This window comes from Caballeronia hypogeia (assembly GCF_001544875.2).
Classification (GTDB): Bacteria; Pseudomonadota; Gammaproteobacteria; order Burkholderiales; family Burkholderiaceae; genus Caballeronia; species Caballeronia hypogeia.
Genome location: NZ_FCOA02000048.1, coordinates 17,764 through 37,241, shown reverse-complemented (window position 1 = coordinate 37,241; position 19,478 = coordinate 17,764). Strand labels below are relative to the sequence as shown.

The 19,478-nt window shown below is 64.8% G+C and carries 26 protein-coding genes and 1 pseudogene; 16 read left to right on the top strand and 11 right to left on the bottom strand.

Going from position 1 to position 19,478, the window contains the following annotated elements; translation table 11 throughout:
* Window positions 1–182: pseudogene (gene gudD / locus AWB79_RS35925) on the top strand (glucarate dehydratase); the annotation flags it as partial.
* 25 nt (window positions 183–207) lie between these two features.
* On the opposite strand, the gene AWB79_RS35920 reads toward gudD, so the two are convergent.
* The 3 genes from AWB79_RS35920 to AWB79_RS35910 all read right to left on the bottom strand — a co-directional run bounded on the left by AWB79_RS35920 (window position 208) and on the right by AWB79_RS35910 (window position 1,693).
* The gene (locus AWB79_RS35920; RefSeq protein WP_061172215.1) at window positions 208–1,032 is read right to left on the bottom strand and encodes a DUF72 domain-containing protein; all 825 of its coding nucleotides are present in this window, start codon (window positions 1,030–1,032) and stop codon (window positions 208–210) included.
* A 5-nt stretch (window positions 1,033–1,037) separates the two neighbouring features.
* Complete coding sequence (locus tag AWB79_RS35915; protein WP_061172224.1) at window positions 1,038–1,304, bottom strand: cupin domain-containing protein; 267 nt, start codon at window positions 1,302–1,304, stop codon at window positions 1,038–1,040.
* A gap of 107 nt (window positions 1,305–1,411) precedes the next feature.
* Complete coding sequence (locus AWB79_RS35910) at window positions 1,412–1,693, bottom strand: hypothetical protein (protein ID WP_157695921.1); 282 nt, start codon at window positions 1,691–1,693, stop codon at window positions 1,412–1,414.
* A gap of 473 nt (window positions 1,694–2,166) precedes the next feature.
* On the opposite strand from AWB79_RS35910, the gene arsC reads away from it, so the two are divergent.
* The 3 genes from arsC (at window position 2,167) to AWB79_RS35895 (ending at window position 4,493) form a co-directional block, all read left to right on the top strand.
* Window positions 2,167–2,589: an arsenate reductase (glutaredoxin) gene (arsC, locus tag AWB79_RS35905; protein ID WP_061172213.1), complete on the top strand. Its 423-nt coding sequence runs from the start codon at window positions 2,167–2,169 to the stop codon at window positions 2,587–2,589.
* Window positions 2,590–2,712: 123 nt separating this feature from the next.
* Entirely contained in the window at window positions 2,713–3,006 is a 294-nt protein-coding gene (locus AWB79_RS35900) for a hypothetical protein (RefSeq protein ID WP_061172212.1), read from the top strand.
* 305 nt (window positions 3,007–3,311) lie between these two features.
* Window positions 3,312–4,493 (top strand): GGDEF domain-containing protein, encoded by a 1,182-nt coding sequence (locus tag AWB79_RS35895; protein WP_061172211.1) that lies wholly within the window; start codon window positions 3,312–3,314, stop codon window positions 4,491–4,493.
* 9 nt (window positions 4,494–4,502) lie between these two features.
* On the opposite strand, the gene AWB79_RS35890 is transcribed toward AWB79_RS35895, so the two are convergent.
* Window positions 4,503–4,997: an MgtC/SapB family protein gene (locus tag AWB79_RS35890; protein ID WP_061172210.1), complete on the bottom strand. Its 495-nt coding sequence runs from the start codon at window positions 4,995–4,997 to the stop codon at window positions 4,503–4,505.
* 137 nt (window positions 4,998–5,134) lie between these two features.
* Between AWB79_RS35890 and AWB79_RS35885 the strand changes: the two genes are divergently transcribed.
* Window positions 5,135–5,524, top strand: a complete 390-nt coding sequence (locus AWB79_RS35885) for a RidA family protein (protein ID WP_374728590.1) — start codon at window positions 5,135–5,137, stop codon at window positions 5,522–5,524.
* On the opposite strand, the gene AWB79_RS35880 is transcribed toward AWB79_RS35885, so the two are convergent.
* Window positions 5,521–6,117, bottom strand: coding sequence for an alpha-ketoglutarate-dependent dioxygenase AlkB family protein (locus tag AWB79_RS35880; protein ID WP_061172223.1), 597 nt, complete (start codon window positions 6,115–6,117; stop codon window positions 5,521–5,523). The two genes, AWB79_RS35885 and AWB79_RS35880, sit on opposite strands and share 4 nt — an antisense overlap.
* Before the next feature lie 170 nt (window positions 6,118–6,287).
* Here AWB79_RS35880 and AWB79_RS35875 point away from each other — a divergent pair, with 170 nt between their 5' ends.
* Window positions 6,288–6,677, top strand: coding sequence for a response regulator (locus AWB79_RS35875; RefSeq protein WP_061172222.1), 390 nt, complete (start codon window positions 6,288–6,290; stop codon window positions 6,675–6,677).
* Window positions 6,678–6,686: 9 nt separating this feature from the next.
* Here AWB79_RS35875 and AWB79_RS35870 read toward each other — a convergent pair whose 3' ends face one another.
* The gene (locus AWB79_RS35870; RefSeq protein WP_061172208.1) at window positions 6,687–7,493 is read right to left on the bottom strand and encodes an endonuclease/exonuclease/phosphatase family protein; all 807 of its coding nucleotides are present in this window, start codon (window positions 7,491–7,493) and stop codon (window positions 6,687–6,689) included.
* Window positions 7,494–7,556: 63 nt separating this feature from the next.
* Complete coding sequence (locus tag AWB79_RS35865; protein ID WP_061172221.1) at window positions 7,557–8,078, bottom strand: hypothetical protein; 522 nt, start codon at window positions 8,076–8,078, stop codon at window positions 7,557–7,559.
* A gap of 368 nt (window positions 8,079–8,446) precedes the next feature.
* Between AWB79_RS35865 and AWB79_RS35860 the strand changes: the two genes are divergently transcribed.
* The 6 genes from AWB79_RS35860 to AWB79_RS38990 all read left to right on the top strand — a co-directional run bounded on the left by AWB79_RS35860 (window position 8,447) and on the right by AWB79_RS38990 (window position 13,677).
* The gene (locus tag AWB79_RS35860) at window positions 8,447–9,424 is read left to right on the top strand and encodes an AAA family ATPase (protein WP_061172207.1); all 978 of its coding nucleotides are present in this window, start codon (window positions 8,447–8,449) and stop codon (window positions 9,422–9,424) included.
* Between the two features lie 183 nt (window positions 9,425–9,607).
* The gene (locus tag AWB79_RS35855) at window positions 9,608–10,708 is read left to right on the top strand and encodes an NAD(P)/FAD-dependent oxidoreductase (protein ID WP_061172206.1); all 1,101 of its coding nucleotides are present in this window, start codon (window positions 9,608–9,610) and stop codon (window positions 10,706–10,708) included.
* 133 nt (window positions 10,709–10,841) lie between these two features.
* Window positions 10,842–11,159 carry a high-potential iron-sulfur protein gene (locus AWB79_RS35850; RefSeq protein WP_061172205.1) on the top strand — a complete coding sequence of 106 codons (318 nt, stop codon included), beginning with the start codon at window positions 10,842–10,844 and terminating at the stop codon, window positions 11,157–11,159.
* 233 nt (window positions 11,160–11,392) lie between these two features.
* On the top strand, window positions 11,393–12,682 hold the full coding sequence (locus AWB79_RS35845; protein WP_061172204.1) for an MFS transporter: 1,290 nt from the start codon (window positions 11,393–11,395) through the stop codon (window positions 12,680–12,682).
* A 26-nt stretch (window positions 12,683–12,708) separates the two neighbouring features.
* Window positions 12,709–13,020, top strand: a complete 312-nt coding sequence (locus tag AWB79_RS35840; RefSeq protein WP_061172220.1) for a cupin domain-containing protein — start codon at window positions 12,709–12,711, stop codon at window positions 13,018–13,020.
* A gap of 168 nt (window positions 13,021–13,188) precedes the next feature.
* Entirely contained in the window at window positions 13,189–13,677 is a 489-nt protein-coding gene (locus tag AWB79_RS38990) for a type II toxin-antitoxin system YoeB family toxin (RefSeq protein ID WP_157695920.1), read from the top strand.
* A gap of 106 nt (window positions 13,678–13,783) precedes the next feature.
* Here the strand turns inward: AWB79_RS38990 and AWB79_RS35830 are convergent, their stop codons facing one another.
* Together AWB79_RS35830 and AWB79_RS35825 are read right to left on the bottom strand one after the other, a co-directional pair.
* On the bottom strand, window positions 13,784–14,053 hold the full coding sequence (locus AWB79_RS35830) for a hypothetical protein (protein ID WP_061172203.1): 270 nt from the start codon (window positions 14,051–14,053) through the stop codon (window positions 13,784–13,786).
* A 70-nt stretch (window positions 14,054–14,123) separates the two neighbouring features.
* On the bottom strand, window positions 14,124–14,888 hold the full coding sequence (locus AWB79_RS35825) for a Mut7-C RNAse domain-containing protein (RefSeq protein WP_061172202.1): 765 nt from the start codon (window positions 14,886–14,888) through the stop codon (window positions 14,124–14,126).
* Between AWB79_RS35825 and AWB79_RS35820 the strand changes: the two genes are divergently transcribed.
* The 4 genes from AWB79_RS35820 (at window position 14,820) to AWB79_RS35805 (ending at window position 17,568) form a co-directional block, all read left to right on the top strand.
* Complete coding sequence (locus AWB79_RS35820) at window positions 14,820–15,878, top strand: NAD(P)-dependent oxidoreductase (protein ID WP_332459679.1); 1,059 nt, start codon at window positions 14,820–14,822, stop codon at window positions 15,876–15,878. The two genes, AWB79_RS35825 and AWB79_RS35820, sit on opposite strands and share 69 nt — an antisense overlap.
* Before the next feature lie 95 nt (window positions 15,879–15,973).
* A complete protein-coding gene (locus AWB79_RS35815; RefSeq protein ID WP_061172200.1) occupies window positions 15,974–16,603 on the top strand; it encodes a LysE family translocator in 630 nt (209 codons plus the stop codon).
* 154 nt (window positions 16,604–16,757) lie between these two features.
* Entirely contained in the window at window positions 16,758–17,195 is a 438-nt protein-coding gene (locus AWB79_RS35810; protein ID WP_061172199.1) for a hypothetical protein, read from the top strand.
* 7 nt (window positions 17,196–17,202) lie between these two features.
* A complete protein-coding gene (locus tag AWB79_RS35805) occupies window positions 17,203–17,568 on the top strand; it encodes a response regulator (protein WP_061172198.1) in 366 nt (121 codons plus the stop codon).
* A gap of 243 nt (window positions 17,569–17,811) precedes the next feature.
* Here the strand turns inward: AWB79_RS35805 and argC are convergent, their stop codons facing one another.
* Together argC and AWB79_RS35795 are read right to left on the bottom strand one after the other, a co-directional pair.
* Entirely contained in the window at window positions 17,812–18,765 is a 954-nt protein-coding gene (argC, locus tag AWB79_RS35800) for an N-acetyl-gamma-glutamyl-phosphate reductase (RefSeq protein WP_061172218.1), read from the bottom strand.
* Between the two features lie 46 nt (window positions 18,766–18,811).
* The gene (locus AWB79_RS35795) at window positions 18,812–19,426 is read right to left on the bottom strand and encodes a flavodoxin family protein (protein ID WP_061172217.1); all 615 of its coding nucleotides are present in this window, start codon (window positions 19,424–19,426) and stop codon (window positions 18,812–18,814) included.
* Window positions 19,427–19,478: the final 52 nt, after the last annotated feature.

The following is a 19,478-nucleotide window of genomic DNA, read 5'->3' as shown; positions in this document are numbered from 1 at the left end:
GCGGCAAGGTGAAGGTGCCGGAAGTGCCGGGTCTGGGCGTCGAGCTGGATATGGACGAAGTGGAGAAGGCGCACGCGTTGTATCAGCAGCACGGCCTGGGCGCGCGCGATGACGGCGTGGCGATGCAATACCTGATCCCAAACTGGAAGTTCGACAACAAGAAGCCTTGCCTCGTGCGTTGATCGCCATAGCCGCGCCGGAGCGCGGCTACTTCTCCAGCCGTTCGATCAACGCCATCGCGGCTGCGGGATTGCTCACCTTGTGGCCGCTGATGACATACAGAAACACATCGCGCGATGCGGCCTTCGCGGGCGCCTTGCCGAAAGTCTGCAAGTCGTCCGGCACACCGCCCGCGGCCCATGTCTTCGCGCGCTCGGTCCAGCGGTCGAGCGCTGATTTCGCATAGCCCTTAGCCTGTTTCTCAGTCGTGCCCATGATGCGCGCATAGACGAAAGGCGCGGTCACATCCGCGATCTGCGGATACTTCGAATCCCCCGCGACCACCACCGCGACGCGATATTTACGCGCCAGCGCGATGAACTTCGGATCGCAGAAGCTTTCGTGCCGGACTTCGACCGCATGCCGTATCGCGCGTCCTTCGGCTTTCGCGGGCAGGAGTTCCAGAAAGCGCTCGAAATCATCGGGATCGAACTTCTTGGTCGCCGCGAATTGCCAGTTGATCGGCCCGAGCTTGGGCCCGAGTTCGAGCACGCCGCTGCCGAAAAAGCGCTCGATGGTGTCGCCCGCTTCGGCGAGCACGCGGCGGTTGGTCGCGTAACGCGGCGCTTTCAGCGAGAACACGAAATCGTCGGGCGTTTCATCGCGCCACTTGATGAAGCTCGCCGGTTTTTGCGAGCCATAGAAGGTGCCGTTCACCTCGATGGAAGTCAGCGCGCGGCTCGCGAATTCGAGTTCGCGCTTTTGCGCGAGACCTTCGGGATAAAACGGACCGCGCCACGGCTCGAAGGTCCATCCGCCGATGCCGACGCGAATGCGCGCGCTTTTGCCTCTGGAAGTTCTGGAAGCGGCCATCGACGTCACTTGCGGCCGACGAGATAGCTCACGCCTTGCGGTCCGTATTGCTCCGAGTGTTCGATGTTCGTCGCGAGATGGAAGACATCGCCCGCGCGATAGGTGCTGGCGTCGACACCGACGCGGATCGTGACGTCGCCTTCGAGAATCAGCGCCTTCGCCTCGAACGGATGCGTGTGCGCGTCGAGCGAGCCGTTCGCCTCGCGCGTGACCGTTACGACTTCGTTGAAGCCTTCGCGGGAAAGCAGTGCGAGAAATTCGTCGCGGTGCATGATGGCGGTTCCTTCGATAAAGGGAAGGCGCGCCGTCCGCTGCAAGCGAAACGGCGCGCCGTGTCATGCACCTGATGCTAGCGCAGTTGCCTGAAATAGTTTGCCGCTCAGTTTCCAAAGAAGATGTTGCACTGAGGCCCGCGCACGCATGGCTTCGAGGCGGCGCTGTCCATCGTGCCGGACTGGCTGTGCATCATCGGCGTGCCGCCATACGAGTTGTCGCCCGACTGCATGGCGCTCTGCTGTGGCGCGCCAGGATCGGTCCAGGTGTCGGCGGTGGCCTGTCCGGGCACTTGCGCCGTGCGATAGTAAGTCTGCTGCGCCGAGGCGACGCCCGCGGCAACAAGTAAAGAGGCGGCGAGCGCCACCATGGCGATACGTGATTTCATGTCGACTCCTTGATCGGAAGGCGCGCTCGCGTGTACCCCGCGCAACGCTGTTCGCTGATTCGATCCGCTGTTTCGCACGGAGCGTGCCACGTGTTGCCTATGCCATGCGTGGCGCGCGCGGCGGACGGATATCGGTGCCGGTTCTCGGACGGGATTGCGTGTTCCACGACCGGAACGCCGAACTTGTAGGTATGCAACTCACTCGCCCGGCAACATCCGGGCGATGCAGACGGAGCGCCGGTGCGCTTGCCGGCGAAGGGGACCCGCGGGTCCGCAGAAGACGCATGCCGCGCTGCACACTTCGTTATAGGCCGCGGATGCCCGAATGGACAGGACAATTGAACGTGCGCGGCGCTCGCTGTTACGCGCGTGGCGCGCGGCTGGCGCGCACGCCATCGAGGCGCGGCGGCTCTAGAATGCGAGACTGCAACGCTCGCAAGCAGACAAACTCACGAACGCAAGGACATCTCGACATGACCGTCACCATCTACCACAACCCGAAATGCGGAACCTCGCGCAACACGCTGGCGCTGATCCGCAACGCGGGTATCGAGCCGACCGTGATCGAGTATCTGACGCATCCGCCGGGCCGCGAGACGCTCGTGGCGCTCATTGCGCGCGCGGGAATGCCGGTGCGTGAAGCGCTGCGCGAAAAAGGCACGCCCTACGCGGAGCTCGGACTCGACAATCCCGATCTCACCGACGATCAGCTCATCGACGCAATGCTCGCGCATCCGATCCTCATCAACCGGCCCTTCGTCGATACGCCGAAGGGCGCGCGCCTGTGCCGTCCGTCCGAACTCGTGCTCGATATCCTGCCCGAAGCGCAGAAAGGCCCGTTCACGAAGGAGGACGGCGAGGTCGTCATCGACGAGACCGGCAAGCGCGTGCGCTGACGATGCATTCAAACTGACCGTTACCTGACGTTACCTTTCTGGCAAACCCGTTGCACCTGTATCCGGCGTCGCTTCTTAGACTGCACTTACTCACTCAGCACTCGGTGCAAGGAGAAAAGTGACATGAAGAAGAAACTTCTCGGGACGGTGATCGGATTGGCGGGGATGGCCGCCCTGGCCATGTCGGCATCGGCGAATGCGCATGTTGATGTGGCGGTGGGCGTTGGCGTTCCGGTGGGCGTGCCGGTGTACGCGCAGCCCGCCGTGCCGGTCGGCTATTACGGTTATGGCGATGGCGGCGGCTACGGTTACGACCGCTGGCGCGAGCGCGAGTGGCGTCGCCACGAATGGCGCGAGCGCCGCTGGCATCACGAGATGCGCCGTGAGGAGCGCTGGCGCGAGCGTCGCGAGTGGTAAAACCTGAACACAACGCGCGGTTCGCATGAATCGCGCGCGCAGCGAACGAACGCGGCGGGCCGGAAGGTCTGCCGCGTTTTTGCTGGCGTCGCGTTTTTCAGTGCATGCGACCCCATGCCACATGGCTCGCATCTCAAGGCGCGGTCGTTCGTGCCGTAAACGCGAGGGTAATATCGGATACTCGTGCTTCCCTCGCCACGAATCCCACCCGGCGAACCAATCGCAGCGCCGCGCACCGCCGAACCGCGCCGCGCATCAGGCGCCTCCCTTCTTCCGGCACGAGCGAATCCCGTCCACTTTCAGCGATGTTCAGTCCAGTCAGCATCCTCGTTGTCACCGCGCTATCGAGCATTCTCTCGATACTGGTGCTGATTTCGCTGCTCTCGCACGAAATCGCCGGCGTGCGGCGCTGGCTCCTGGCGAACGTGATCGCCATCGCATCGCTGATGCTGTTCGCGATCCAGGGCGTCGCGCCGGCGTGGCTCGGCATCGTGGCCGCGAATCAGTTGCTGGCCGCCACGATCCTGCTCATCTACGAAGGCTGCAACGATTTCTTCGATGTGCGCATGGACGGCGCGCAGCGCTGGACCGGCTGGCTGATGTGGCTCGGCGTGATGGCGGGCATCGCGTATTTCACCTATGTCGAGCCCGATGCGCACGCGCGCGTCGTGATCGTGTCGGCGTTTCATGCGGCGTGCGATCTCGCCATCGCCGGACGCGTGCTGATCGCGCGCCCGAAGGAGCGGCCGCGCTACAACTATCTGTTCGTCGCGGGCGCGGCGGCGCTGGGCGCGCTCGGGCACACCATTCGCGGCGCGATTTACGTCGTGAAGCCGCCGGCGGAGGCCGCGCTGCTGCAACCAGGACCCATGCAGATCACGTTCCTTGCGCTCGGCATCCTCGTACTGCCTTCGCTGTGCATCGGGCTCGTGATGATGGCGCACGACCGTCTCGCGCAGCGGCTCGAACGCCTCGCGCGTTTCGACGATCTCACCGGCGCACTGTCGCGCAAGGCGCTGCTCGCAGCCGCGTCCGAGCGGCTCGCGCGCGCGCAGCAGGGCGAACGCGACGGCATGCGCGAATACGTCGCGGTCGTCGATGTCGATCATTTCAAGAGCGTGAACGATCGCTACGGCCACGCCGCCGGCGACGACGTGCTGCGTCATTTCGCGTCGATCGTGCGGGCGCGCATCCGTGAAGGCGATGCGTTCGGACGCATTGGTGGCGAGGAGTTTTGTCTTTTCTGCACGGCGGGGCAAGTCGGCGACGTCACTGCGCTGGTCGAGCGCCTGCGCCGGACCGTCGAGGCGACGCCGTGCGCCGTGCCGGGCGGCGTGCTGCATTACACGTTCAGCGCGGGCATTGCGGCATGGGACGGTCGCGAGCCGCTCGCCGCGTTGATGGCGCGCGCCGACGGCCTGCTCTACGCGGCGAAGATCGCGGGCCGCAATCGCGTGAAGGCGCCCACGGCCGAAGCGCTCGCCTAGTCGCCGGTCTCAGGCTTCTTCGACGTCCGCGTACTTCTGACGCTCGTCTTCGGGCTTGTTCATCCAGCGCCGCAACAGACGCTTCTCGACCACGCGCCCGACGACCAGGAGCGCGATCATCAAAAGCATGGCGATGAGGGCGACGCTCCAGACGCCCAGCCCGCAGACGATGCCGACCGCGGCCGTCACCCAGATGGACGCCGCCGTGGTCAGGCCGCGCACGCGGTTTTCGCGCGGATTCTGCAGGATCACGCCCGCGCCGAGAAAGCCGACGCCCGTCACGATGCCCTGGACCACGCGCGAGACGTCGGCGGCGTTGGCGAGCGTCATCGAGAAGCCTTGTGCGCACATCGTCGCGAGGCATGCACCGAGCGACACGAGCGCGAGCGTCTTCATGCCGGTCGGCTTGCCGTGCAGATCGCGGTCGATGCCGATGACGCAGCCGATCAGCATCGCGATCAGCATGCGGGTGACGGCGTCGGCGAGAACAGGATAGGGAAGCATCGCGCAGGAATATGGCTGTAAGCCGCGCCATCTTCGCACTAAACGGGCGGCTGCGGCAGACGCGCGCATTTTTGGCGGGCTAACGTTCGGTTCTCTGCAACTCAGGCGGTACAAAACGAGGAGACGAAGTGAGCCACATGCCCGAATTCACGATGATCGATGCCGCGCCGACGCCGGTCGGCCCGTTCTCGCACGCGGCCGAAGCCGACGGCTGGGTGTTCCTGACCGGCCAGATGCCGACCGACCCGGACGACGACGGCGCCCCGCTGCCCGAGGGCGTCGCCGCGCAGACGCGCCGCGTGATGGACAACCTGATTCTGGTTCTGAACGGCGTAGGCCTCACGCTCGACAACGTGGTCAGCGTGCGCATCTTCCTCACGGAATTCAAGCGCGACTACGACGCGATGAACGCCGTCTACCGCTCGTATTTCCTGCCGAAGCCGTTGCCGGCGCGCACTTGCATCGGCGTGACGGGGCTCGCGCGCGATGCGCTCGTGGAGATCGATTTCGTCGCGAAGCGTCCCTAAGCGCGCTTCGTCGAGTCCACCCAGCGGAAAGTGAGATTGATACGCTCACCGACCGCACCGGGTTCCTTCGGCACGCGATGTACCCATTCGCGCTGCGTGAGCCCGCGCATGACGAGCAGGCTGCCGTGCGTGAGCGCGAGCGCGTGGGTCGCGTGTGTGCGCGCATGGCGGAACTCGAACGTGCGCGCCGTGCCGAGGCTCACCGACCCGATGACCGGCTCCGGACCGAGCTCGCGTTCCTTGTCGGCGTGCCAGCCCATGCTGTCGAGACCGCTTCGATACCGGTTCAGCAGCACGCTGTTGAAGCGCGCGCCGCACGTTTGCTCGGCGCGCTCGCGCAGGCGCGCGACTGCGGGTGTCCACGGCTGCGGCACGTTGCGGATGCCCGAATACACGTACACCGCGTCGGGTTCGCCCTGCCACGCGGTCAGACGCGGCAGCGGCACGCGGCCGCCGGGCGTCGTCATTGTGTCCTGACGCCAGCTCACCTCCTGAATCAGCGCGCCCATCAGGTCGGACGCTTCGTCGGCGGTCAGCCAGTCCGGATGCCAGTCGATGTCGGGCTTGGGAATATCGTCGAAGAGATCGAACATGGCGAAGTGCGAGGCGTGAAGCATTCACGATAGCAGAGCAGCGGCGGGCGGGCTTGCTGGTCCATCCTCGTGCGCACGGACGTGCTGTGCTACATTCGGCCGACTATCTCAAAAAGTCGCGCGAGGGTCGGAACACCGGTCTCGCGCGGCGCCAATCCACGGGGAATCGCATGAACACCACCGCCGAAGCGGGCGGCGGCGCGGCAGCAGGGCGCCGCATCCTGCTCGTCGACGACAGCGTCGATGCGGCGCTCGCCCTGTCGATGCTGCTCGAAGCGTTCGGACATCGGGTGCGTACCGAGCACGACGGCACTCGCGCGCTCGCGTGCATCGATGAATTCAAACCGGACGTGGTCGTGCTCGACATCGGCCTGCCGGGCATGAGCGGCTTCGACGTCGCGCGAGAAATGAGAAAACGCGATGTGACGAAACACGCGCTCCTGCTCGCGCTGACCGGCTGGGGCAGCGACGCGGACCGGCAGGAAGCCCGCGACGCCGGCTTCGATCATCATCTGACCAAGCCCGTCACCATCGCCGATCTCGAAGCGCTGCTCAAATAAACGCCGCGCTCACTCCACGCGCAGCCGCGCCATGTACGGCAGATGATCGGACAGCCACGCGGTGTCCTGCGTAGGCACGAGCCATTCGACCGGTTTCAGGCCGCGAACGAACATCTTGTCGAGCGCGAGCGCCGGTGAAAACGCCGGGAACGTGCGGCCGGATTCGCCGAGCATCGTCGCGACCTCGTGCATGCCGAGTTCGGCGAACAGCGGCACGGAATCGTTGCGCCAGTCGTTGAAGTCGCCCGCCAGCATGAGCGGGCCGTCCGGCGCTTCCTTCGCGATCCAGTGCGCGATCCAGTTCATCTGGCGCAGCCGCGCCTGGCGCGTGAGCGCCAGATGCGCGCACAGCAGCGTGATCGCCTGTCCGGCAAAGGTCGCGCGCGCGACCAGCAATCCGCGCTTTTCGAAGCGATGCGCGGAGATGTCCCAGCGCCCGGAAAGATCGAGCGGATGCGGCGAAAGAATGGCGTTGCCGTGCCGCCATGACGGCTTGAACACGTTCGGCCCGAGTGCGATCTGCAACTCGAGCGCGGTGGCGATTTCGGTGGCCTGGCAATGCCAGACATCGTCGAGCGGCGCGTTCAGCGGCTTGCCGAAGCCGCTTGCGAGCACGGGCTGCGGCATGCGCCGCGCCATCGCTTCCTGGAGGAAATAGACGTCCGCGTTGGTGGTCTGGACCCAGCGCTGCATTGCGTTCCAGGCGCGCAAGCCGAGCGGCGAGCGGCCTTTGTGCAGGTTCCAGCTGACCGCGATGAAATCGGGCGTGCCCGGATGAGCGGACGGGCCTGGCGGAAGATGTTCGGGGTTTCGCATGCGTTGTATGTCTCGAGCGGCGGCGTCGTGCGGCTTTCACACGAGTCTAGGTCACCGCGGTTGTCATTGCGCCGCCGTGGATGAGCCCAGGCTCGCGCGCACCCGGTACGCGAGCGACGGATTGCTGTCGATGAGCTGCCACTGCCCCCATTCGCCGGGCTTCAGCACGAGCCCCGGATGCGAGCCGCTGACCTGGCGCGGCACCGGCGGCAGCTTGCAGCCGGACGGCGACACGCGCGTGCTGTCGTCCTGCAAGGTTTCCTGCGCGTCGATGGCGAGCGTGATGTCGTCGGCGCTCGCGTGCGTCGGCGAAATGGTGATCGTGCGTTGCAGGTCGATGTCGCCCGCGGGCTGATCCGCGCAGCCGACGCGATTCTGCACCTTGTTGTGATGCGTATCGGTGCGCGCCTGGCCGACGTTGGTCGTGCCGGAGAACGAGTCGATCTGCTGGCCGTCGCGCACGACCTGCAACTCCCAGTTCACCGGTTGCGGCGGCGGGACCTGCGCGTGGGCGCTCGTGTTGGCGAGACCGACGCTCATCGCGAGCGCGAGACTCAAAAAGACGGTTCGAATCGATTTATGCATTGAAGGCAACTCCTGCGCGCGAACCGTTCGGATGGCGACGCGCTCGACGAGCGGCCGCTTGATCGGCGTTCCTGGCGACTTCTCTGTGACACGGCAATGCGAGCCCGGTTCAGCGCGCCGATGAAACGCGTCCTTGCGGCCGACTGGACTCGTGCCGGTCTGGCAGCAGAAACAGCACGTTTCGAACCCGCTCGCCGGGCCGGTCCCGACGATGATACTAGCGCGCGTCATCTGTCGCTGATTGCAAGGAAACGGTCACCCCCGACGCTCGTCCCGATTAGCAGCACACGCGTCTGACTGCTCGCTTGCATGGGTTTTTTGCGTCGATACACTGGACTCACCGACCACAAGAAATGACGGGGTGTGACATGACGACGGCCGTGGTGAAACAGGAACTCGCGGTGGCATCGTTCAGCAAGGTCTACAGTCTCGACGACGTGGAAACTGCCCTCAACGATCTTTCCGAAGGCGCGAGCGAAGCCTTGCGCGCTACCTACGAAAAAATGCTCAAGGCGGGCAATCTGCGCTTCTGCGTGAAGCCGACGCGCATGCCGTCCATCGACGATCTCGTGGCCAGTCTGCCGAACTTCGAGGAGCCGCTCGACGACATCCGCAAGCAGATCGCGCTGTGTCTCGAAACCGACGACCGCCTCGAACTCATGCCGATGCTGCTGCTCGGCGAGCCTGGCATCGGCAAGACGCATTTCGCGAAGCAACTGGCGCGGCTGCTCGGCACGTCCTGCCATTACGTCGCGATGAGCTCGCTCACGGCGGGCTGGATCCTGTCGGGCGCGTCGTCGCAATGGCGCAACGCAAAGCCCGGCAAGGTCTTCGACGCGCTCGTGAACGGCAGCTACGCGAACCCCGTCATGACCGTCGATGAAATCGACAAGGCCACCGGCGACGCGCAGTACGACCCGCTCGGCGCGCTGTATGCGCTGCTGGAGCACGACACGGCGCAGACTTTCGTCGACGAATTCGCCGAAGTGCCGATCAACGCAGGCAATGTCGTTTGGATCGCCACGGCCAACGACGCCCGCGCGATTCCCGAGCCGCTGCTGAACCGCATGAACGTCTACGAGATTCCGCCGCCGGACCGCGTCGGCGCGCGGCGCATCGCGCAGTGCATCTATGGCGAAATCCGCAATGCCCACGCGTGGGGCGCGCGTTTTCCCGAAACGCTCGGCGACGCGCCGCTCGATGCGATCACGCAGGCCTCGCCGCGCGGCATGCGGCGCGCGATGCTCAACGCATTCGGCAATGCGCGCATCGACGGAAGGCATCAAGTCGAGGCGCGGGATATCCAGCTCGATCGGAATTCCCGCCGGAAATCCATGGGATTCTAAAAAACCATGATCGTGGAATTGCCAAAAAGGCCGCAAAAACCTGTCATTTTTGACATCTGGCGGCCAGATTCTTGCCTTTTTCTGAATTCAACCGGAAAACGATGTAATCCGTGTGTGTTTGTTGTGTATCGCGCAATAGTCCCGAACGTAAAATAGTTGGGATAAATCTGCGACGGAACGGACATGGATCGAATCGAGTGCGTGGTGGTGGGCGCGGGCGTCGTCGGGCTGGCCATCGCCCGGGCGCTGGCGATGCGCGGACGCGAAGTCATCGTGCTGGAGTCGGGCGAGGGCATCGGCATCGGCACGAGTTCGCGCAACAGCGAAGTGATCCACGCGGGCATCTACTACCCGCGCGGCTCGCTCAAGGCGGAACTGTGCGTGCGCGGCCGCGACATGCTCTACGAATTCTGCCGCGCGCACGGCGTGCCGCACCGGCAGTGCGGCAAGCTGCTGGTCGCCACGGCGCGCAACCAGATTCCGCAACTGGCGGCGCTGGAGCAAAAGGGCATCGAGAACCGCGTCAAGGAGCTGGTGCGCATCAGCGGCGCGCAGGCGGCGGAGATGGAGCCGCAACTGCAATGCGTCGAGGCGGTGTGGTCGCCGTTGACCGGCATCGTCGACAGTCATCAGTACATGCTCGCGCTGCAAGGCGAAGCCGAGCGCCACGGCGCGAGCGTCGTGTTCCATACGCCGGTCAAATCGATCGATGCGCGCGAGGGCTGCTTCATCGTCGAGACGGGCGGCGATGCGCCCGCGCGTTTCCGCGCGTCCTACCTGATCAACAGCGCCGGGCTGCACGCCAACGAGATCGCGCGCAGCATTCGCGGCCTCGACGATCGTCACGTGCCGCCGCTGTATTTCGCCAAGGGCAATTACTTCAGCGTGAGCGGACGCGCGCCGTTCGAGCGCCTGATTTATCCGATGCCGAACGAAGCGGGCCTGGGCGTCCATCTGACGATCGATCTGGGCGGGCAGGCGAAGTTCGGCCCGGACGTGGAATGGGTGCAGTCGCTCAACTACGACGTCGATCCGCGCCGCGCCGATTCCTTCTACGCCGCGATCCGCGCGTACTGGCCGGGTCTTCCCGACGACGCGTTGCAGCCGGCCTATGCGGGCATTCGTCCGAAGCTATCCGGACCCGGCCAGGCGGCGGCGGACTTCATGATTCAGGGCAAGTCGGCGCACGGCGTGCCGGGGCTCGTGAACCTGTTCGGCATCGAATCGCCGGGGCTGACGGCGTCGCTGGCGATCGCCGAGCGCGTCGCTGACATGGCGCGCTGACTTACAGACTGCTTTCCATCGTCTCTTATCTCTAACATTTGACGTCGTAGACTCGCTTCCGGATTGCTATGCTCGGGTGTCGCCGTCGCCAAGAACGGCGCGCGTCCCCCAATACAACATGGAGCGAGTCACCATGAAGACATCACGTCGCACGTTTCTGATCACCAGCGTGGGCGTCGCCTCGACGTTCGCGCTCGGCTCGAAGGCCGCCTTCGCCGCAGACGCGCCGAAAGTCACCGAATCCGATCCGACCGCGCAAGCGCTCGGCTACAAGGAAGACGCGAGCAAGGTCGACAAGGCCAAATTCGCGAAGTACGCCGCCGGGCAGGACTGCGGCAACTGCCAGTTCTATCAGGGCAAGCCGACCGACGCCTACGCGCCGTGTCCGATGTTCAGCAACAAGCAGGTCGCGTCGAAGGGCTGGTGCAGCGCGTATGTGAAGAAGGCATAACGCACGACCAACGTTTGCGCGACGAGCGCGCCCGGCTGCAAAGCCGGGCGCGTTTTTTTTTGTGTTCCCGATTCGCTTGATTGCGATAAAAACCGTCTTTACACTCGCCAAGGGCAAAAAGAGCCGCGCGTTCGAATCCGGTCGACAATTCGCCGACGGCGCGCGGAACATGAGACCAGCGAGGCGGCGCGCCGAAACGCGTTTGGCCCGAAGGACCCATCCAAGGGGATCGCATGCCAGGAAGAGCATTGAACGCGCGCGCCGTGACGGCCGCGGTCATCGGCAACGCGCTGGAGTGGTACGACTTCACCGTGTTCGGCTTCATGACGGTGGTCATCGCGCGACTGTTCTTTCCGAGCAGCAGCGACTACGCATCGATTCTTCTGACGACCGCGACCTTCGGCGTCGCCTTCGTGATGCGGCCGGTGGGCGGCATCGTGCTCGGTCTCTATGCGGATCGCGCCGGGCGCAAGGCGGCGCTGACTCTCGTCATCGGACTGATGACGCTCGGCATTCTCCTGCTTGCGATCGCCCCGCCATACTCGGCTATCGGCATCGGCGCGCCGCTCGTCATCGTGTTCGCGCGGCTGTTGCAGGGCTTCTCGGCGGGCGGCGAGTTCGGCAGCTCGACCGCGCTGCTGATCGAAGCGGCGCCGTTTTCCCGGCGCGGCTTTTACGGCAGTTTCCAGATGGCGAGTCAGGCCGCGGCGCTGCTGCTCGGCGCGATCGTCGGCGCGGCGATTTCCCGGGGACTCTCGCCCGAAGCGCTCGAATCCTGGGGCTGGCGCGTGCCGTTCATCTTCGGTCTGATCATCGGGCCGGTCGGCTTGTATATCCGCCGCAACATGGCCGACACCGAAGCGTTCCTGCACGCGAAAAAAACCGCGCGGCGCGCGACGCTCGGCGAAGTGTTCCGGACGCACAGCCGCGAAGTGCTGTGCGGACTCGGCTCGGTGATCGCGCTGACGGTGAGCGTGTATGTGCTGATTGCCTATCTGCCGACGTTTGCCGTCAAGCAACTGAAGCTGCCGTTCGGACAATCCTTCACGGCGCTGATCGTCGGCAATTTGCTGCTGACGGTGCTCTCGCCGGTGGCGGGCGCGTGGTCGGATCGCATCGGGCGCAAGGGGCTGTCGCTCTGGTCGCTGGGGATCACACTGGTCATCATCTACCCGCTGTTCGCGTGGCTCGCGGCGGAGCCGAGCGTGATGCGGCTCGTCATCGTGCAGGCCCTGCTTTCCATTGCGCTGTCGGGCTACTATGGGCCGTTCGGCGCGCTGATCGCCGAGCTGTTTCCCGCGCACGTGCGCTCGACGGGCCTCTCGCTCGCGTACAACATCGCGGTGATGATCTTCGGCGGCTTCGGGCAGTTCATCGTGACGTGGCTGATCCGCGTCACGGAATCGCAGCTCGCGCCGACTTTCTATGTAATGGGCGGGCTCGTGCTCTCGTTGATCGCGGTGGCGTGCATTCCCGCGACGCGTCATGCGGATGTCGACGAAGCGCGCGATTTCAGTCGTTGATTTTTTCCTCGCTGGGCAGCATCGAAATGAAAGTGATCGAAAGCGGCAAGTTCACGGCGGAGCGTGCATGGGGCGCGCTCGATATCTGCGTGATGAACGGCACGTCGTGCCGTCTGCACTGGACCGACAAGCCGTACAAATGGCATGTGAACGACGGCGAGGAAGTGTTCGCGGTGATGCAGGGCGAAGTGCGCATGCATGTTCGCGATGCGCAAGGCGAACGCACGGTGATGCTGCGCGCCGGCGACATCTTTCACGCGCAGGCAGGCGATGAGCATTTCGCCGAACCGGTCGGCGAAGCGCGGATTCTGGTGATCGAGAAGGAAGGGAGCGTTTGAGGCTTTGGCCGTTCGGACAGATGGTGCGGGAGCGGGACTGTCCGTGAATCTGCCGTTCGACGTTCCGTATCGCAGGAAGGCGGGTGAAAAATGGTTAGGATTGTTGAGTTAATCGAGCGTGGTTATGACGAGGCGGGGGAGGCGGGAACGTTGAGCGAGTCGGGGGCGATGCAGTTGCTGGACTCCGATCAGCTCGTCCTCGTTTCGAAGCAATCGTGGGAACGGACGGAGGCGCGTCTCGAGGAGCTCGAGCGAGAACTGGATGAGCGCAAGCTGGAGGAATCGCTTGCGTGGTTCAGGGAGCAGGGTTACACGGAAGACAAGCTCCATTCCCCCAAAGATCTCGCGGACCGCGCGGAAGGTGGCGCGGGCTCTGCGCGGGTCGAGAACAGGCCGCGCCGATCCACGTTTTTTCGAAGCGTTGGGCGGTCTTTTCACGAGACGAACGAAGCAGGTCGGCTGATGGCGCGCGGCATGATGTTTTCGATCCCGAGTTGGAACGAATACCACTCCTGGCGCGGTTCGGACTCGAAGGGCTTTGAGAAGCTGCCGCGCCTCATCGTGGAAGGCTGCCGAAATCCGTTCACGGGCACCGGCAAGCCAGAGCCGCTCAGAGGCGAGAAGATGTGGTCGCGTCGGGTCGACGAGAAGAACTGATTCGTCAACGAGGTCTCGGAGTCGAAGCTGCTCGTCGTTAGCTGCCGCGGCCACTACGGCGACAAATAGCGCCTCTCGAGCGACACGCTGGCAGCCAACAACCGCCTTACCGCTCCAGTCCCGCCTTCACCAGCAACTCGGCCAGCACTTCCGTCATCCCGCCTTCGTGCGCCTCTGCGCGCTCCTTCAGCTGCTTCACGAGCTTGTCATCCAGCTTGCATGCGAACGGCACGAGTCCCTTCGCCTGATCGAGCTTGCGCTGCTCGCGGCGGTCGGTTTTCTGCGCGCCCGCCCCGCCTGCGCGTGCACGTCCGCCTTGCTTCAGGTCGTTGGCGAGTTTGAAGGCCTTGTTCTGTTCCAGTTCGAATTTGTTCACGCGATGCTCCGGGGCGACGATTACGACGATTGATTGCAGGGCCCGTATTGTACGGAATCGAAAGCGCGTTCTAGTGGCCCGCCTGGCTCGCGTCAGCCAGCGCGTCGATGCGCGCGCGCATCCGCCGCCAGTGGGAGCCCTCCCAGAACACGCGATGACACACGTCGCACGTGACGAAGCGCGAGTGCCGCTCGCGCACGCCCTCGGGCACGCGGCCATCGATGTCGCCAGGACCTGCCGGACGCAAGGGAGCGTTGCACATCAGGCAAAGGCGAAATGGCCGCACATATGGGGTGAGATCGAGCCGCTCCGAGACTTCGCGCCACTGGTCGTCCGGCTGCAGCGCGCGCACATAGCAGCCGCGCAGCACCGTGCGGCGCTTGAGCAACTCCCGATCGCGCGTGAGCACGATGCGCGCCTCGTCCAGCGCGAGTTGCTCGATTTCATCGTCGGGGAAGTTGTTGTCGTAACGCGTGTCGAAGCCTGCGAGCCTCAGCAGTTGCGCCAGTCCGCCGAGATGCGCATCCGCAATGAAACACAGGTCGGTGGCGCGCAGCGGCGGACGCAGCAGCAGCGCGCCGTCGGTCATGCCGGCCGGCGCGTGACGCGCGGGATAGATCTCGATCAGATCGTCCGCCTCGATCTGCGCGTCGAAGCCGACCGCGCGGCCGTTCTTCACGATCAGATCGACTTCCGTGTGCGGCACGCCGAGTGCCTCGATCATGTGTTTCGTCGACGAAGTCTTCGCGCACGCGCAGGCGAACGTATGCCCGCGCAGGGGCCGAGCGAGGAAATCGTTCAGTTCGCGATGGAAGTGAAAGCGCGCCTTGACCATGCAGGCAGTATCGCATTGCGCGCCTCTGCGCGCTTCGCGTCGATGTGCTCTACTGGCGCTCGGGCTGCGGCGCCCGGCGGCGCGCGGCGGGCAAACACGGCAGAGGAGTGCACGAGCATGGACATCGGATTTATCGGACTGGGGGAAATGGGCGGCGCGATGGCGAGCCGCGCGCTCAAGGCGGGCCACACGGTGCGGGTCTGGAATCGCTCGCGCGACAGGACGCGCACGCTGGCGGATCAGGGCGCGTCGGTAGTCGATACGCCCGAGCAGGCCTTCGCCGGCGACGCCGCGTTCTCCATGCTCGCGGATGACGGCGCGCTGCGCTCCGTGCTCGTCGATGGCGGCCTGCTCAAGCACGCGCCGAAGAACCTGGTGCACGTGAACATGGCGACGATCTCGGCGGCGCTGGCCGTCGAACTGGCCGAACTGCATGGGCAACATGGCGTCGCGTACGTGGCCGCGCCCGTCCTCGGGCGGCCGGACGTCGCGGCCGCCGGCAAGCTCAATATCCTCGCGGCGGGCGCGCCGGACGCGATCGACCGCGTGCAACCGGTGCTCGATGCGCTGGGCCAGAAAACCTGGCGCGTCGGCAGCGAGCCGCAGCATGCGAACGTGCTCAAGCTCGCGGCGAATTTCATGCTGGCCTCGGCGATCGAAAGTTTTGGCGAAGCCGCGGCGCTCGTGAGCGGTCACGGCGTCGAATCGCAGACCTTGCTCGACGTGATCACGAATTCGCTGTTCCCGGGGCCCGTGTATCAGGGCTACGGCAAGATGATCGCCGAGCGCCGCTACGAGCCGGCGCTCTTCAAGGCGCGCCTTGGTCTGAAAGACGTGCGTCTCGCGATCGCCGCAGGCGAAGCAGTGAACGTGCCGCTGCCGGTGGCGAGCGTCGTGCGCGACAATCTCGTCGACGCGCTCGCCCACGGGGACGGCGACAAGGATTTCGCCGTGCTGGGTCAGGTGGCGGCGCGCCGCGCGGGGCGCTGATTGCATGCGAACGTTGAGGCGGGCACGGCGATTACGCCCGCAACGGCGCGGGCAGACGGCATAATGCGAATCCCTTTCCTCTTCGCCGCGCCGCAATGAATCTGCATGTCTGGTGGCTGTTCGTCGCCACTGTTTTCGTCGTTTCCGCGATCCCCGGTCCCAACATGCTGCTCGTCATGACGCACGGCGCGCGCCACGGCCTCAAACGCTCGACCGCGACCATGGCCGGCTGCCTCACGGCGCTCGTCGTCATGTTGTCGGTATCGGCGGCGGGGCTGGGCGTGTTTCTCGAAGCGTGGCCGCGTCTGTTCGACGCGCTGCGTGTGACGGGCGCGGCCTATCTCGTCTGGCTCGGCGTGAAAAGCTGGCGCGCAAAAGCAAGCCCGGTCGAAGTCCGCGATGAAACCGGCGCGGCGCATTCGTTCAGTCGCATCGCGCTGTTTCGCAACGGCTTTCTCGTCGCGAGCAGCAATCCGAAGGCGATCCTCTTCGCCGCCGCGCTGTTGCCTCAGTTCATCGACGCAAGCCGCCCCGTGCTGCCGCAGTTCGCGGTGCTCGTCTCCACTTTCGCGGTCATCGAAGTGAGCTGGTACGCGGTCTATGCGGGCCTGGGCGCGCGTATCGGCGACAAACTCAAAAGCGCGAACGTCGCAAAGGCGTTCAACCGGCTGACCGGTGGCGTGTTCGTCGGATTCGGCGCGATGATGGCGCTCGTGCGGCACTGAGGACGCCCATTCTTCTGCGTGAACGGGTGCATGACTTGCTCCCGCATTCAATGCTTCATTCGCTTTCGAACATACATCCGCAACCGGTGGGCGGATAGTAGCGCTCGTTCCCGGTTCGCGGCGACACAGAAGAACAGCTAAAAGGAGGCGCTTCATGTTGACGACTGGCCGACGCGCCGTTCTGGCCGTGCTCTTGCCGTTGTTCGGCGTCCTTGCGACGTCGCCCGCCCGCGCCGACGACACCCCGAGTCCCTGCAACGCGCTCAAGCGCATCATCGTCGCGGCGCCGGACTTCTCGTCGCTCTCCGAATCGGATGGCCGCCCGGTCGCGCTGCCTTACGGTGACGACGCGAAATGCGCCGCATCGAAAACCAGCTATCAATGCACCTGGACGCCGCACGGCGGCTCGAGCGCCGACGCGCTGCAGAGCGTCGCCGCCGATATCGCCGCCTGCCTTCCGGGTGCGACGCACGACCAGAACTCGCCCGCGCGCCAGCATTTCTACCTCGGCCAGCGCGGCGCCCGCACAGAGATTTCAGCGTCGCAGGCGGGTTCGAACAAGCTGAAGCTCGAAATCTACAGCTCCCACTGAGGCCATCGTGAGCAAGCGCATCCTCATAGCCGATGACGACGACGATGCGCTCGCGGGCCTCGCGAATCTCCTCACCGGCATGGATCACGAAGTGGCGCTGGCCGCCAACGGCGCGCAAGCGGTCGAAGTGGCGGCCCAGTTCGAACCGGACGTCGTGATTCTCGACCTCGGCATGCCGCTCGTTGACGGTCTCGCCGCGGCGCGCGCGCTGCGCCGTTTGCCGAACGGCCACGCGATGATGCTCGTCGCGCTCACCGGCTGGGGCCAGCCGCAGCACCGCGAAATGACGCAGAAAGCGGGTTTCGACGTCCACCTGGTCAAGCCAATCTCGGCGGATCAGCTGTACTTCATCCTGTCGATGATGCAGCCCTGAATTTTCTTCGAACAACCGTGCGTCAACCTGCCGCAACAGGCAATGTTGCGACGCACCAAAATTATTGATATATTTACTCCTGTCTCCTCCATGTCTCCACTGATATGGATTCAGCCCGCCAGCTTTGGCGGGCTTTTTTCGTCTGTACGATCCGATGTTGCGCTGCACTGGCCCATGCAAAAAAGGCCGGCCCGCAGTGAAGCAGACCGGCCCTTCCTCGATGCTTTCTTTGGACGAAAGCGCTTAGCGCGCCAGACCTGCCGCCTCATCCACGCCGATGGCCAGATTCATACACTGGATCGCCGCACCTGACGCGCCCTTGCCGAGATTGTCCAGACGCGCGACCGTCACGAAACGCTCGTCGTTGCCGAACACGAAAATATCGACACGATTGGTCTCGTTGCACGCCTGCACGTCGAAGAAACCGGCGTCGAGGTTGCTTTCGGCGTCGAACGGCATCACGCGCACGAACGGCTCGTTGTTGTAGTACTCGGCGAGCATGTCGCGCACGTCCTGTGGCTTCGCCGGGCGCTTGAGCTGGTCCGGTGAAAAGTACGTCGTGACGGCGAGACCCTTCAGGAACGGGCCGACGATCGGCGTGAAGATCGGCGCACGCGAGAGTCCCGTACGCACCGACATTTCCGGCAGATGCTTGTGTGTGAGCCCGAGCGCGTAAGGGCGCGGGCTCATGAGCATTTCGTTGCCGCCTGCTTCGTACTCGGTGATCATTTTCTTGCCGCCGCCGCTGTAGCCGGTGATCGAGTACGCGTGGGCGTGAAAATCGGCGGGAACCAGTCCGCCCGCGACGAGCGGCTGCACCGACAGCACGAACGCCGATGCGTGGCAGCCCGGCACGGCAATTCGCTTCGCGGTGCGCAGACGCTCGCGCTGCGCGCGCGAAAGCTCCGGCAGGCCGTAGGCCCAGTCGTCCTGTGTGCGAAACGCCGTGCTGGCGTCGATCATCACGGTGCGCGCGTTGTCGGGCGCGACGAGCGAAACCGACTCGCGCGACGCGACATCCGGCAGGCACAGGAACGTCACGTCCGACGCGTTGATGAGCCGGCGGCGCTCCTCGACGTCCTTGCGCTTCGCTTCCTCGATGCGCAACACCTCGATGTCACGGCGCTGCGACAGATATTCGAAAATCTTCAGGCCGGTGGTGCCTTCCTGTCCGTCGACAAATACTTTCGTGGTCATCTCGATCTCGCTGGTTCGTGCGGGCGCTCGCCGCAAAACCGACATTTTAAGGCGATTCGGCGGCGGGTTGATGTCCGTCGTTTTCCGGGCGCGCCCGGGCGCCGATCCAGCGCGCCGTCGTTTCGGCGATGCGCGCGCCGAAAATCTTCGCGGTCTCGATATCGCCGGGCGGCGGCGCTTCTTCGGGCGACGCATCGGCGGGCGATTGCGTCAGCAGCCCCGTGAAGCCGCCGACGAAGTTCAGATCGTTGCGCGTGGCCGCCTTCGTGTTCGACGGCATCATGCCGGTGCCGACCCAGATCATGCCGTGCTGCATCGCGAGCGTGACGAAATACGAGATCGTGAGGAACTTGTCGCCGTTCATATGGGCGGAATTGGTGAAACCGGCCGCGATCTTGTCCTTCCATTTCTGCGCGAACCACGGCTTCGAACTCGCGTCGGCGAATTTCTTGAAGTCGGCGGACGGTCCGCCCATGTAGGTCGGCGCACCGAAGACGATGGCGTCGGCGGCGTCCAGCTCGGCCCAGCCGGCGTCGTCCATGTCGCCGACGGGCATGAGCCGCACGTTCGCTCCCGCGTCGGTCGCGCCGGCGAGCACGGCTTCGGCGACCTTCTTCGTGTGGCCGTAGCCGCTGTGAAAAACGATGATGATGTTCGGCATGGTGTCCCCGAGTCGGTCCCAGCGCCGCGGCACGCACTGCACGCGTGCCTTG

Excerpts from the sequence above, each read along its gene's own strand:
- AWB79_RS35920 (WP_061172215.1), bottom strand. The coding sequence starts at position 1,032 with ATGGCCGCTTCCAGAACTTCCAGAGGCAAAAGCGCGCGCATTCGCGTC.
- AWB79_RS35915 (WP_061172224.1), bottom strand. The coding sequence starts at position 1,304 with ATGCACCGCGACGAATTTCTCGCACTGCTTTCCCGCGAAGGCTTCAAC.
- AWB79_RS35910 (WP_157695921.1), bottom strand. The coding sequence starts at position 1,693 with ATGAAATCACGTATCGCCATGGTGGCGCTCGCCGCCTCTTTACTTGTT.
- arsC (WP_061172213.1), top strand. The coding sequence starts at position 2,167 with ATGACCGTCACCATCTACCACAACCCGAAATGCGGAACCTCGCGCAAC.
- AWB79_RS35900 (WP_061172212.1), top strand. The coding sequence starts at position 2,713 with ATGAAGAAGAAACTTCTCGGGACGGTGATCGGATTGGCGGGGATGGCC.
- AWB79_RS35895 (WP_061172211.1), top strand. The coding sequence starts at position 3,312 with ATGTTCAGTCCAGTCAGCATCCTCGTTGTCACCGCGCTATCGAGCATT.
- AWB79_RS35890 (WP_061172210.1), bottom strand. The coding sequence starts at position 4,997 with ATGCTTCCCTATCCTGTTCTCGCCGACGCCGTCACCCGCATGCTGATC.
- AWB79_RS35885 (WP_374728590.1), top strand. The coding sequence starts at position 5,135 with ATGCCCGAATTCACGATGATCGATGCCGCGCCGACGCCGGTCGGCCCG.
- AWB79_RS35880 (WP_061172223.1), bottom strand. The coding sequence starts at position 6,117 with ATGTTCGATCTCTTCGACGATATTCCCAAGCCCGACATCGACTGGCAT.
- AWB79_RS35875 (WP_061172222.1), top strand. The coding sequence starts at position 6,288 with ATGAACACCACCGCCGAAGCGGGCGGCGGCGCGGCAGCAGGGCGCCGC.
- AWB79_RS35870 (WP_061172208.1), bottom strand. The coding sequence starts at position 7,493 with ATGCGAAACCCCGAACATCTTCCGCCAGGCCCGTCCGCTCATCCGGGC.
- AWB79_RS35865 (WP_061172221.1), bottom strand. The coding sequence starts at position 8,078 with ATGCATAAATCGATTCGAACCGTCTTTTTGAGTCTCGCGCTCGCGATG.
- AWB79_RS35860 (WP_061172207.1), top strand. The coding sequence starts at position 8,447 with ATGACGACGGCCGTGGTGAAACAGGAACTCGCGGTGGCATCGTTCAGC.
- AWB79_RS35855 (WP_061172206.1), top strand. The coding sequence starts at position 9,608 with ATGGATCGAATCGAGTGCGTGGTGGTGGGCGCGGGCGTCGTCGGGCTG.
- AWB79_RS35850 (WP_061172205.1), top strand. The coding sequence starts at position 10,842 with ATGAAGACATCACGTCGCACGTTTCTGATCACCAGCGTGGGCGTCGCC.
- AWB79_RS35845 (WP_061172204.1), top strand. The coding sequence starts at position 11,393 with ATGCCAGGAAGAGCATTGAACGCGCGCGCCGTGACGGCCGCGGTCATC.
- AWB79_RS35840 (WP_061172220.1), top strand. The coding sequence starts at position 12,709 with ATGAAAGTGATCGAAAGCGGCAAGTTCACGGCGGAGCGTGCATGGGGC.
- AWB79_RS38990 (WP_157695920.1), top strand. The coding sequence starts at position 13,189 with ATGCAGTTGCTGGACTCCGATCAGCTCGTCCTCGTTTCGAAGCAATCG.
- AWB79_RS35820 (WP_332459679.1), top strand. The coding sequence starts at position 14,820 with ATGCCCGCGCAGGGGCCGAGCGAGGAAATCGTTCAGTTCGCGATGGAA.
- AWB79_RS35825 (WP_061172202.1), bottom strand. The coding sequence starts at position 14,888 with ATGGTCAAGGCGCGCTTTCACTTCCATCGCGAACTGAACGATTTCCTC.
- AWB79_RS35815 (WP_061172200.1), top strand. The coding sequence starts at position 15,974 with ATGAATCTGCATGTCTGGTGGCTGTTCGTCGCCACTGTTTTCGTCGTT.
- AWB79_RS35810 (WP_061172199.1), top strand. The coding sequence starts at position 16,758 with ATGTTGACGACTGGCCGACGCGCCGTTCTGGCCGTGCTCTTGCCGTTG.
- argC (WP_061172218.1), bottom strand. The coding sequence starts at position 18,765 with ATGACCACGAAAGTATTTGTCGACGGACAGGAAGGCACCACCGGCCTG.
- AWB79_RS35795 (WP_061172217.1), bottom strand. The coding sequence starts at position 19,426 with ATGCCGAACATCATCATCGTTTTTCACAGCGGCTACGGCCACACGAAG.